The 12,349-nt window shown below is 62.8% G+C and carries 8 protein-coding genes; 7 read left to right on the forward strand and 1 reads right to left on the reverse strand.

Annotation, left to right across the window (positions count from 1 at the left end; translation table 11 throughout):
- The first annotated feature begins 101 nt into the window (after positions 1 to 101).
- From hemE to AC07PE_RS18045, 3 genes are all read left to right on the forward strand, one after another.
- Positions 102 to 1,181, forward strand: a complete 1,080-nt coding sequence (hemE, locus tag AC07PE_RS18035; RefSeq protein ID WP_498766913.1) for a uroporphyrinogen decarboxylase — start codon at positions 102 to 104, stop codon at positions 1,179 to 1,181.
- Between the two features lie 515 nt (positions 1,182 to 1,696).
- On the forward strand, positions 1,697 to 3,703 hold the full coding sequence (locus tag AC07PE_RS18040) for a primosomal protein N' (RefSeq protein ID WP_498766915.1): 2,007 nt from the start codon (positions 1,697 to 1,699) through the stop codon (positions 3,701 to 3,703).
- A 305-nt stretch (positions 3,704 to 4,008) separates the two neighbouring features.
- The gene (locus tag AC07PE_RS18045) at positions 4,009 to 5,445 is read left to right on the forward strand and encodes a dihydrolipoyl dehydrogenase (protein WP_498766917.1); all 1,437 of its coding nucleotides are present in this window, start codon (positions 4,009 to 4,011) and stop codon (positions 5,443 to 5,445) included.
- Between the two features lie 30 nt (positions 5,446 to 5,475).
- Here the strand turns inward: AC07PE_RS18045 and AC07PE_RS18050 are convergent, their stop codons facing one another.
- Entirely contained in the window at positions 5,476 to 5,961 is a 486-nt protein-coding gene (locus AC07PE_RS18050; RefSeq protein WP_498766919.1) for an SRPBCC family protein, read from the reverse strand.
- A gap of 165 nt (positions 5,962 to 6,126) precedes the next feature.
- Between AC07PE_RS18050 and AC07PE_RS18055 the strand changes: the two genes are divergently transcribed.
- From AC07PE_RS18055 to AC07PE_RS18070, 4 genes are all read left to right on the forward strand, one after another.
- Positions 6,127 to 8,184: a UvrD-helicase domain-containing protein gene (locus AC07PE_RS18055; RefSeq protein WP_498766921.1), complete on the forward strand. Its 2,058-nt coding sequence runs from the start codon at positions 6,127 to 6,129 to the stop codon at positions 8,182 to 8,184.
- 193 nt (positions 8,185 to 8,377) lie between these two features.
- The gene (locus AC07PE_RS18060; RefSeq protein ID WP_498766923.1) at positions 8,378 to 10,546 is read left to right on the forward strand and encodes a DUF4214 domain-containing protein; all 2,169 of its coding nucleotides are present in this window, start codon (positions 8,378 to 8,380) and stop codon (positions 10,544 to 10,546) included.
- A 90-nt stretch (positions 10,547 to 10,636) separates the two neighbouring features.
- Positions 10,637 to 10,840 (forward strand): SlyX family protein, encoded by a 204-nt coding sequence (locus AC07PE_RS18065; RefSeq protein ID WP_498766924.1) that lies wholly within the window; start codon positions 10,637 to 10,639, stop codon positions 10,838 to 10,840.
- A 317-nt stretch (positions 10,841 to 11,157) separates the two neighbouring features.
- The gene (locus tag AC07PE_RS18070; protein ID WP_498766926.1) at positions 11,158 to 12,321 is read left to right on the forward strand and encodes a GNAT family N-acetyltransferase; all 1,164 of its coding nucleotides are present in this window, start codon (positions 11,158 to 11,160) and stop codon (positions 12,319 to 12,321) included.
- Positions 12,322 to 12,349 lie beyond the last annotated feature (28 nt).

The raw sequence follows: 12,349 nt of genomic DNA on the forward strand, positions 1-12,349 counted from the left end.
GCGAAGACGAGAGATGCATTATAAGTCGCGTCCAGCGCGCACGAAGGATGCGATAATACTCGTTTGCCCTCGATTTCACGTTCATTGTCAGGTTGCCAGCCATGCCACAATTCGCCCCGCTTCAGAACGACACCTTCCTGCGTGCGCTGCTGCGCCAGCCGACCGACTACACCCCGGTGTGGCTGATGCGCCAGGCGGGGCGCTACCTGCCGGAATACCGCGCCACCCGCGCGCGCGCCGGCTCCTTCCTGGGCCTGGCCAAGAACCCGGATTTCGCCACCGAAGTGACCCTGCAGCCGATCGACCGCTATCCGCTGGACGCCTCGATCCTGTTCTCGGACATCCTGACGGTGCCGGACGCCATGGGCCTGGGCCTGTATTTCGAGGATGGCGAAGGCCCGAAATTCGAGCGCACCGTGCGCACCGAGGAAGACGTGGCCAAGCTGCAGGTGCCGGACATGGCCTCGCTGCAGTACGTGTTCGACGCCGTGACCCAGATTCGCACCGCGCTGAACGGCCGCGTGCCGCTGATCGGCTTTTCCGGCAGTCCATGGACCCTGGCCTGCTACATGGTCGAAGGCGGCGGCTCGCGCGAGTTCCACACGATCAAAAAGATGCTGTACGCACGCCCGGACCTGATGCACCGCATCCTGGACGTGACCGCCCAGGCCGTGACGCAATACCTGAACGCCCAGATCGACGCCGGCGCCCAGGCCGTGATGATTTTCGATTCCTGGGGCGGCGCGCTGGCCGATGGCGCTTACCAGGCCTTCTCGCTGGCCTATATGCGCAAGATCCTGGCCGGCCTCCAGCGCGAGAAGGATGGCGTGCGCATTCCGGCGATCGTCTTCACCAAGGGCGGCGGCCTGTGGCTGGACGAGATGGCGGACATCGGCGCCGATGCACTGGGCCTGGACTGGACCGTCAACTTGGGCCGCGCCCGCGCCCTGGTCGGCGACCGCGTGGCCCTGCAGGGCAACCTGGATCCGGCCGTGCTGATGGCCGGCCCGGAGCAGGTGGCTGCGGAAGTCGAGAAGGCGCTGAGCAGCTACGGCACGCCGTCGAACGGCCACGGCCATGTATTCAACCTGGGTCACGGCATCTCGCAGTTCACGCCGCCGGAGTCGGTGACGGCCATGGTGGAGACTGTTCACACCTTCTCCCGCCGCCAGCGCGTCTGATCCAGGACCGCTGCCTGCGCCGCACCAAAATCACACTTATTCACAAAAGCGTGAAGGATTTCCGTCCAGCCTGTGGAAATGTACAGTACTGGATGGGGTTGTGTAAGTAGTTGATTTATATGGTTTTATTGCAGGGCTCCTAGAGGGCGCCTCTGGCATGGGAAGCTTACCAAACTGGTGAGTGCCCAAGTTGACAGCGCATTGTTCACAAAGTTATGCACAGCTTCTGTGCATAATCCGGAAAAGTGCTTGGTTTACCGGGGTTTACGAGATTTCTTCAAGTGTTGCATCAAGTTTTTGCTGCACTGCGCTTAAGTTCTTCACCGGAAACGCCCAGTTATGCACAGAAGTGGCCGAGCGATGCCGAATTTCTAGCGCGGCAAGGTTGCGCAGGCAAGTGCCTGAATTTAAAAGAAAAAATCTTTTGTGAACTTACGGAATTGCTAAGTGCTTTGAGCTAACGTAAACCTTTGTCCCGGTCAAGTTTTCCATTTTCCACAAAGTTTTCCACAGTCTTGGGTTATTGCATCTTACAAATCGCGCTCGACACCCCGCTCGACAGCGTGTTCGACTATCGCTGGGCATGTGAGCCCGGCAGCGAACCCGCGGTCGGGCAGCTGGCGTTGGTGAACTTCGGACGGCGCGAAGCTGTCGGCGTGATCGTCGCCGTCAAGCAGGAGACCGATGTCCCGCTGGACAAGCTCAAGGATGCGCTGGCCGTGCGCAGCCAGCTGCCGCCGCTGTCGCCCAAATGGCTGGCGCTGGCGCGCTTCGCCGCCGACTATTACCACCGTCCGCTCGGCGAGGTGGCGATGCCGGGCCTGCCCAAGAATCTGCGCCTGTCGACCACGGTAGCGCTGGACCGCGCGCTCAAGAAGCTGGCCAAGCTCGAAGATGCGCACGACCCGTCCCCGGCCGCGATGCCGGTGCTGAATCCCGCCCAGCAGCAGGCCGCCGACGCCATCGGCCAGGCCCGGGGCTTCACGCCGCTGCTGCTGTACGGCGTGACCGGCAGCGGCAAGACCGAGGTCTACCTGCAGGCCTGCGCGCAGGTACTGGCGCGTGACGACGATGCCCAGATCCTGATCCTGGTCCCGGAAATCAACCTGACGCCGCAGTTAGAGGCGAATATTCGTGCGCGCTTCCCGGGCGTGATGCTGGCGACCCTGCACAGCAGCCTGTCCGAGGGCGAGCGCATGCTGCACTGGCTGGCGGCGCACCAGGGTCGCGCGCGCATCGTGCTCGGTACCCGGCTGGCGATCCTGTCCTCGCTGCCGCACCTGAAACTGATCGTGATCGACGAGGAGCACGACCCCTCGTACAAGCAGCAGGAAGGCCTGCGCTATTCGGCGCGCGACCTGGCCGTGTGGCGCGCGCACCAGCTCCAGATTCCCATCGTGCTCGGCTCGGCCACGCCCTCGCTGGAGAGCTGGCACCACGCGCAAACGGGCCGCTACCGCAAGCTCGAGCTGCGCGAGCGCGCCGTGCGCGACGCCGTGCTGCCGCGCGTAAAACTGGTCGATATGGAGAAGGACAAGCCGAAGGAGGGCCTGACCTCGCACCTGATCGCGGCCTTGCGTGACCGGATGGAGCGCGGCGAACAGTCGCTGCTGTTCCTGAACCGTCGCGGGTATGCGCCTGTGCTCTCCTGCGATGCCTGCGGCTGGATCAGCAACTGCACCCGCTGCACAGCCTTCATGGTCCTGCACCGGCCCGAGCACCGGCTGCGCTGCCACCACTGCTCGCTGGAGCTGCGCATCCCGCATTCCTGCCCAACCTGCGGCAACATCGATCTGCAGCCGCTGGGGCGCGGCACCCAGCGCGTCGAGGAGGGCCTGCAGTTGCTGTTCCCCGAGGCGCGCGTGCTGCGCATCGACGCCGACTCGACGCGCCGCAAGGGCAGCGCCCAGGCCGCGTTCGACACCGTGCACCGCGGCGACGTCGACATCCTGATCGGCACGCAGATGGTCGCCAAGGGCCACGATTTTAAAAATCTGACCCTGGTGGGCGTGCTGAATCCCGATACCGCCCTGTTCTCGCAGGACTACCGGGCAAGCGAGCGCCTGTTCGCCCAGCTGATGCAGGTGGCGGGCCGCGCCGGCCGCGCCGGGCTGGCGTCCGAGGTGCTGATCCAGTCGCGCTACTGCCAGCACCCGCTGTACGGCGCGGTGATGCGGCACGACTACGACCGCTTTGCCGGCAGCCTGCTGGAGGAGCGCCACCAGGCCGCGCTGCCGCCCTACATGTACCAAGCCTTGTTGCGCGCCGAAGCGCCGGAGCTGGCCACCGCCATCGCCTTCCTGGAGCAGGCGCGCGACGCGGTGCCGAACGATGCGGTGGTGCTCAACGATCCGATCCCGATGACCATGACGCGGGTGCATAATGTCGACCGCGCCCAGCTGCTGGTCGAGTCGAATTCGCGCCCGGCGCTGCAGGCCTTCCTGACCGTGTGGGTGGATGCGCTGCGGGCGATGAAGTCGCGGGTGCGCTGGTCGCTGGAGGTCGACCCGCTGGACATCTGAACCGCTTATTTGAACCGCTTTTCCGACAACGAGAATAAGACGATGAAAAAAACGGTGTGCAGGCTGGTATTAGGCCAAGGAAGTCGCCTTGTTGGCCGGCACTCATGTCGCTCATGTCGCCAGCGTGGAGAATCGCCTTCGTCTACGAGGTCGACACGGACAAGGGCCGCTGGTGGTGACGCACACGATCTGAAACGCCAGTCTGGAGAACGCAGAATGTCCGCTACGTATTCCAACTTGAGTGATGCCCTGAGCGTTTCGCAAAAATAGCGTATCGTCTTGTCCGCGAACTACCGGAGATGAAGATGCAGAAACTGAAGGTCGATGTCGCCATCATCGGCGCCGGCACCGCCGGGCTGGTGGCCTACCGTTCCGCCAGAGCCCAGGGCGCGCGCGCCGTCATGATCGAGGGCGGCCCTTACGGCACCACCTGCGCACGGGTGGGCTGCATGCCCAGCAAACTCCTGATCGCGGCCGCCGAGGCCGCGCACATGATCGATCTTGCCCCCCGCTTCGGCGTCCATGCAGGCGAAAAGCGCATCGACGGCGTGGCCGTGATGGAGCGCGTGCGCCGCGAGCGCGACCGCTTCGTCGGTTTCGTGCTGGAAGGCGTGGACAGCATCCCGGACGAGGACAAGCTGCGCGGCTATGCGCGCTTCACGGGGCCGCACACCCTGATGGTGGACGAGCACACCGAAGTCGAGGCCGCGCGCATCGTGATCGCTACCGGCTCGACCCCGACGCAGCTGCCGAAGCTGGCGAACGTCGGTCCCGGCGTGATCACCAGCGACGAGGTGTTCGATTGGCAGGACCTGCCGCGTTCGGTGGCCGTGATCGGCACCGGCGTGATCGGGCTGGAGCTGGGCCAGGCGCTGACCCGCCTGGGCGTGCGCGTGAGCGTGTTCGCGCGCGGCGGCAGCGTGGCCCAGCTGACCGATCCGGTGGTGCTGCGCAATGCGTCGCGCGTGATGGCTGAAGAACTGGACCTGTACTTCCAGTCGGAGATCGTCAGCGCGGTCCAGGACGGGGACGAGGTGGCCCTGACCGTCCGCCAGAACGGCGAGGAACGCGCCATGCGCTTCCAGTGCGTGCTGCAGGCGGCCGGGCGCACGCCCAACGTGGCCGGGATCGGCATCGAGCAGCTGGGCCTGGAGCTGGGCGCCAATGGCGTGCCCCTGTTCGACAGCCGCACCATGCAATGCGGGACCAGTCACGTTTTCATTGCCGGCGACGCCAACAACGAGCGTCCGGTGCTGCCGGAAGCGGCCGACCACGGCAAGATCGCGGGCGATAACGCCGGCCGCTACCCCGACATCCGCCCGGGCCTTCGGCGCGCGCCGCTGACGATCGCGTTCACGGAACCGAACATCGTCAGCCTGGGCGCCGGCTACAAGCAGCTGTGCGCGCCGGGCAAGCCGAAGTTCGCGATCGGCCAGGTTTCGTTCGAGAACCAGGGCCGCAGCCGCGTCATGTTGCAGAACAAGGGGATGCTGAGGGTGTACGGCGAGTACGGCACCGGCCGCTTCCTGGGCGCCGAGATGATCGGCCCGCGCACCGAGCACATCGGTCACCTGCTGTCCTGGGCCGTGCAGGGCCGCATGACGGTCGAGCAGATGCTGGAGATGCCCTTCTACCACCCGGTGGTGGAGGAGGGCGTGCGCACCGCGCTGCGCGACCTCGCCGCGAATATCGTCAAGGGCTGCAGCGACATCGATCCGGACGAAGTCGAGCCCGGCACGTAAACGTGGGCACCCCCGTGCCCACGCGCTTGCTTAATTCAAAAAGCTGGCGTCCAGCTTGCCCTCGGCCGCCATCTGCCGCACGATCTTGACCGTATCGATATCGGCCTCCTGGTAGGCCGATTTCTTGAAATCCTCGTACATCTTGCCCATCTCGTCGCTGGCCGAAGGATTGCCGTCGTCGTACAGGAAGCGCACCCACATCACGCCTTCGCTCGGCGCCTCGATCGTCATGGTGAGCCGCGACGCCGCGATGTCGCCCTGGGCCGGGACTTCGAAACGCACTTCCTGCAGCGGCGTCAGGTACACGACGTCGTCGATCACCAGCTCGCCGTAGCGCAGGCGGCGCGCGAAGCTGCCGCTCTCGCGCTCGCCGATCGTGCATTCGTCCAGGTGGGGCACGAACAGCTTCGGGTCTTCCGCGCGCAGCACCAGGCCGCGCCACAGTTGCTCACGGGTCATGGTATCGGCCAGCGGGTTGAGCGGGTCGTTAATCTCGATCAGGTGTTCAAATTTCATGTTCAATCTCTCGCTCGGGGCGCACTAAAGCGGTTATATGGTGGCGGATAGCGTGCTGACAAGCCGCAACACACAGTGTTTTTTCTTAATTGATTTTAGCGTGCAGGGCCCAGCTTCGTTAAAATGCTGAGCTCACCCTAAAGCAGTCCTGCAGGAAACATCCCCATGTCGACACCGAATTTCGGCCTCAACGGTCCGCAGAGCGAAGCCGTGCTCTACCTCGACGGCCCCTGCCTGGTGCTGGCTGGCGCCGGCTCGGGCAAGACCCGCGTGATCACCCAGAAGATCGCCTACATGATCGAGCATCGCGGCTACGATCCGCGCACGATCGCGGCGCTCACCTTCACCAATAAGGCCGCGCTGGAGATGCAGGAGCGGATCGGCAAGCTGCTCAAGCAGCCCAAGCAGGCCAAGCAGCTGACCGTGTCGACCTTCCACTCGCTGGGCGTCAAGATCCTGCGCCAGGAGGCGGCCGGGGTCGGCCTGAAGGACAAGTTCTCGATCATGGACAGCGACGACTGCTACACCGTCGTGTCCGATCTGGCGGTGACCACCGACAAGCAGGAGATCCGCCGCATCCAGAACGCGATTTCGCTGTGGAAGAACGGCCTGGTCGACCCCGAGGATGCGATCCGCAACGCAAAGGACGAGGATGAAGCCCAGGCCGGGCGCGTCTACCGCAACTACGTGGCGACCTTGCAGGCCTACCAGGCGGTCGACTTCGACGACCTGATCCGTCTGCCGGTGGAACTGTTCCGCAACAACGAGCCGATCCGCGACCGCTGGCAGCGCCGCCTGCGCTACCTCCTGATGGACGAGTACCAGGACACCAATACCTGCCAGTACGAGCTGGTGAAGCTGCTGGTGACGGGTCTCGGCAAAAAGCCGATGTTCACGGCGGTGGGCGACGACGACCAGGCGATTTATGCCTGGCGCGGCGCCTCGGTCGAAAACCTGAAAACGCTGCAGACCGATTTCCCGGACCTGCGGGTCATCAAGCTCGAGCAGAACTACCGCTCGACCACCCGCATCCTGCAGGCCGCCAACGCGGTCATCGGCAACAACCCGAAGCTGTTCGAAAAGGCGCTGTGGTCCGAGCACGGCCTGGGCGAGCCGATCAATGTGCTGGGCATGCCGAACGAGGAGACCGAGGCCGACCAGGTGGCGATCATGATCTCGTCCGAGCGCTTCCAGCGCAAGAACAAGTGGACCGACTACGCGATCCTGTACCGCGGCAACCACCAGGCCCGCATCATCGAGCAGGCGCTGCGCAAGGAGCGCATTCCGTACACGATCTCGGGCGGCCAGAGCTTCTTCGACAAGGCCGAGATCAAGGACGTCATCGCCTACCTGCGCCTGATCGCGAACCAGGACGACGATCCGGCCTTCATCCGCGCCATCACGACGCCCAAGCGCGGCGTCGGCATGACGACCATCGAGGTGCTGGGTGAAGTGTCGAAGCAGTGGAACTGCTCGCTGTTCGCGGCCGCGTTCAAGGGCGGTCTCGAAGCCCGGCTGCAGGACCGCCAGCTGATCCCGCTGCGCGAATTCTGCCACTGGATCAACGAGCTGGAAGACCGCGCCACGCGTCCGGGTCCGTCGGGCAGTGGCGACAATGCCGCCGAGCTGCTCGACGACATGATGAAAGAGATCAACTACGAGCACTACCTGTACGAGAACTTCGACGACAAGGCCGCCCAGGGCAAGTGGAATAACGTGCTCGAGTTCACCAACTGGCTGAAGGAGCGCGGCCGCGGCGGGCGCGATCGCGACGGCGAAGAAAAGAATCTGCTCGAGCTGACTCAGATGGTGGCGCTGATGTCCATGCTGGAGGGCCAGGACGAGGAGCAGGATGCGGTGCGCATGTCGACCCTGCACGCCTCCAAGGGCCTGGAGTACCCGCACGTCTACCTGGTCGGCGTCGAGGAAGGCATCCTGCCGCACAAGGGCGACGTCGATGACCCAGTGGAAAAGATCGCTGCCCGTATCCAGGAAGAGCGGCGCCTGATGTACGTCGGCATCACGCGCGCCCAGCGTACCTTGCATATCACCTGGTGCAAGAAGCGCAAGCGCGCAGGCGAGCTGATGCACTGCGATCCATCCCGCTTCATCAAGGAAATGGCGCTCGATGTCGGCGATGCGCCGCCCAAAGAAGATGAAGTGCTGAGCCCCAAAGCCCGCCTGGCGAATCTCAAGGCATTGCTGGCAACACCAAAGCCGTGATTTAAAGATAGGAACATTTACCGAACGTTGACGTCACTTTAACGTCAGTAAATGTTCAATATCTTTCGTTGCGTAGAAGCCTTGGAGAACTGGCAAGGGGTGCGCACAATTGAAATCTTATTTGACTTCAACTGTTGAGCAGGAAATACTTTCCTACAGTGATTTTGTCACAATCAACATAGAAGTTAATCGCATGGCAACCGTATCCGACATCACCGTTACCCCGACTTCCGGGCTGAACCATATCGACGCACTGCTCGATAGTGGTCCGGACTGGAATTTCCTGACACCGGCGGGGAACACACTCACCTACACCTTCTCCATTACGTCCGGTAATGAAGCGGGGCAAAGCGGCCAGGTGGCGTTCACGCTTGCCCAGCAGGCGGCAACGCGCAGCGCGCTCGCCTACATTTCGAAACTGACCGGTATCCAGTTCACCGAAACGGTCAACGGCGCCGATGCGCAGATCCACCTGTGTAACGTGGACTTGCAAGGTTCCAACGTCACCGGCCTGTGCAGCTGGCACAGCAGCTACAGCTATTCGGGAACGCAGCTGGTCAGCTATGACGCCGATGCCTACGTCTATCTCGACAATGTGGAGTGGTTCTCGCAGAACCACAACCTGGACCCTGGTGGTTACGGCTACGAAACCCTGCTGCACGAGCTGGGCCACGCGCTCGGCCTGAAGCATCCCTTCGACGACAGCATCCACCTGCCGGCGTCGCAGGACAACACCAGCAATACCCTGATGTCGTACACCAACATGGGCGGCGCCCATGCCGCGTACAGCCAGTACGACATCGCCGCTCTCAACTGGCTCTACGGCGGCGATGGCCTCGGTGGCGCATTGGGTATCAATTCAACAAACGGCGCCCGGTATATCACGGGCACCACCGGCGCGGATACCCTGACGGGTACCGCCGCCAATGACAAGCTTGAAGGCGATGGAGGCAATGACATGATTGATGGAGGAAATGGATTCGATACCGCCGTGTTCCGCGGTGTCCGCAGCAACTACGCATTCAGCGCACTCGCGAACGGCGACCTGACGGTGACCAGCCTCGACGGCATCGACGGCACCGACACCCTGCGTTCGGTCGAGCTTCTGCAATTCACGGACATGAGCGTGAGCCGTGCCGATATCACGTCGGACACGACCGCGCCAGATAAGCCAAGCATGGTGGTGACCAAGAACGTCAACGGTTACGCGACCGGCAGTACGCCGCTCGTGACCGGCAAGGCCGAAGCCGGCGCCACCGTCAAAATCTTCACGACGGGAGCGAACCAGCAGGTGGGAACGGTCACGGCCGACGCCAACGGGCTCTATACCCTGAAGCTGAATACCTTCTCCAACGGCACGAACTACGCGGTCTACGCTACCGCGACCGATGCGGCAGGCAATGTATCTGTGGCTAGCGATTCGGTCAGCTTCAAGGTCGACGCCACTGCGCCGGCGACCCCGACCTACAACTTGAGCTATTCGGTAGGCAGCAACCAGGCCACGTTCGCCGGCGCCGGCGAAGCCGGCAGTACCATCGAGCTCGTGCGCAGCGGCGACCTGCAGACCATCGCCCGCACGACGGTCGGCAGCGACGGCAAGTGGTCGCTCGAGACCTCGCCTCTGCCGAACGGCAGCTATACAGTCAGCGTGATCTCGATCGACCAGGCCGACAACGGCGCCAGCGCATCGAGCCGTGCGAACCTGACGGTCAGCAGCGCGTTGAACATCACCGGCACCGCTGCCAATGACACGCTCAAGCCTGGCGCAGGCAACAATGCGGTCGATGGCGGCGACGGACTCGATACCGCCGTCTACGCCGGATCGCGCAGCAGTTTCACGCTCGCCCAGGAAGCCTGGGGCTACGGCGTGACCGACAAGGTCGGCACCAACGGCCACGATTCCCTGATCAATGTCGAGCGCGTGCATTTCGAAGGTGACGACGCCTGGGTGGCCCTGGACATCGACGGCACCGCCGGCCAGCTGTTCCGCCTGTACTCCGCCGCCTTCGGTCGTCCATCGGATGAAGTCGGCATGGGCTTCTGGATCTGGCGCATGGAAACCGGCAGCAGCCTGAATACGGTGGCGCGCGAATTCATGACCGGCCAGCCGGAATTCGATACGAAGTACGGCGTCAACCCGACCGACGCGACTTTCGTCACGAATCTGTATAACAACGTGCTGCACCGCGACCCCGATTCGGAAGGCTTCCAGTACTGGATGAACGCCCTGGCCGGCAACCCCAACAAGGTCGAGGTGCGTGCGCAGGTGCTGATCGAGTTTGCGGACAGCCTTGAAAACCAGGCGAACGTGATCGACGACTTCAAAGTGGGCATCGACTACAAACCCTGGATTCACGCCTGATCGCCTGTCCGAGGCAATGCCGGCGCCGGTGCGCCGGCGTCGTTCACGAGCCGCTGGCATAATGCGGCTCTTTTCATTTGAGGAGCTGCCGTGAGCGACGAAGACCGTTTCATCGATATCGAAATCAAGGTGGCGCACCAGGAAAACCTGGTCGAGTCGCTGAACCAGACCATTTATGAGCAGGGCCGCCGCATCGACCAGCTCGAAGCCATGGTGGCCAAGCTGGCCGAACACATCCGCGTCATGCGCGATGCCGGGCAGGGACCGGTGAACGAGAGGCCGCCGCATTACTGAGCAATTTTTGTAGCTATCGCGCAACATATCGTTCGGTCAAATTATGCGTTGCGCATCGATTTAGGCAAATTATTCACTTTTTGTTTTCGTTGAGTTAAGTATATATGTCCTAAATGTTTATAGATTTCGCGATTTAATAAACCTATCAAGGGCATGGAATAAAATTACTGTACTGCCGAGTTACCTCACGCTATGATCGCCTGACGTTGTAAATACACTCAGATCCGTCAATTTTGGCGGTCAACTGGTCCGGCGAGGTCGACGTGAAAGCATCGGTTCAAACTACTAAAAAAATATCGGACACCTCCGCGTGGACAATGCCGGCGACTTTGCCTGCACAGCGGCGCACGGAGGTAGCGCAACGCTTCGAGTTTTTTGAGGCCACGCAGGATCATGACCGCTCCGACGTACAAGGGGCCTGGCGCCAGCTGCTGAAAGCGGGCCAGAGTCCAGAAAAGCTGTACCAGCTGCCGGAATTCTTCAAGTACCTGATGGAAACCGCAAAGCCCGGCGAGGCGGCTTGCGAGCTTCACCTCGTGCGTCGCCGCAGCGATGCCAAAATCGTGGGCGTGGTCCCCGGACGCAGAACGACGCAGACGATCAGCGTCCGGCTCGGCCCCTTGACCCTGTTCGAGCGCACCATCCCCGTCTATCAGGTGCTCGGCAGCGTGCTGCTGCTCGACGGCGGCGAAGACGGCCTGTCCGGATTCGTCCTGAAAAACCTGCTGCAGCGCCATCCCGACTGCCGTGCGCTGCTGATGCAGGCCCTGCCCGAAGAGCTGGCCGGCGCCATCGGCAGTAAAGGGCTGTCCAGCCACATCATGCATGGCTGGCGCGATTGCCATACCGTGCCGCTGCCCGCGGACGTCGACACCTATCTGCAAAAGCTCAGCGCCAAGAAGCGCTACAACCTGTCGCGCCAGGTGCGTCTGCTGGCCAAGGAAGCCGGCGAAGTCAAGCTGATGCGGATCGAGCAGGCAGACCAGGTCCCGGCCCTGATGGACGCCATGCGCAGCCTGATGAGCGACACCGAGCTTGCCGCCCAGGCCACACAGGCAAAGCTCGAAAGCCTGGCCAGCCACGGCCTGCTGCACTCCTATGTGCTCCGCTGCGGCGAGCAGGCGGTGGCGCTGGTCATGGGCACCCGCTCGAACGAGGTCTGGCACGTACACAATATCTCCTGCAAGCAGGAGTACATGAGTCTGTCGGTCGGCACCAGCATCGTCCACCTGGCCTTGCAGGATACGATCGCAAACGCCAGTTTCATTCATGCCGATTTCGGCTACGGCACCCCGAACCAGGAATTCCGCTCCACCCATGTATTGCGGCGTCGCGGCAAACTGCTGCTGTGCCGGCGGCATGGCATGGCCGACCTGCTGCTCGGCCTGCACGGCGCCCAGGACAGGCTGAACGAAGCCCTGATCGGCCGCGTCAAGGCCTTCCGCAGGCGCTTGAAGGAACGCAAGCGCGCAGCCGTCTAGTTACAACCCGGAACAGCGCTTTCGGATG

The organism is Telluria sp. GW821-FHT07G12, from assembly GCF_059418525.1.

Bases quoted from the DNA above. Each gene is read 5' to 3' on its own strand.
- hemE (WP_498766913.1), top strand. From the start codon at position 102: ATGCCACAATTCGCCCCGCTTCAGAACGACACCTTCCTGCGTGCGCTG.
- AC07PE_RS18070 (WP_498766926.1), top strand. From the start codon at position 11,158: ATGCCGGCGACTTTGCCTGCACAGCGGCGCACGGAGGTAGCGCAACGC.
- AC07PE_RS18045 (WP_498766917.1), top strand. From the start codon at position 4,009: ATGCAGAAACTGAAGGTCGATGTCGCCATCATCGGCGCCGGCACCGCC.
- AC07PE_RS18055 (WP_498766921.1), top strand. From the start codon at position 6,127: ATGTCGACACCGAATTTCGGCCTCAACGGTCCGCAGAGCGAAGCCGTG.
- AC07PE_RS18060 (WP_498766923.1), top strand. From the start codon at position 8,378: ATGGCAACCGTATCCGACATCACCGTTACCCCGACTTCCGGGCTGAAC.
- AC07PE_RS18050 (WP_498766919.1), bottom strand. From the start codon at position 5,961: ATGAAATTTGAACACCTGATCGAGATTAACGACCCGCTCAACCCGCTG.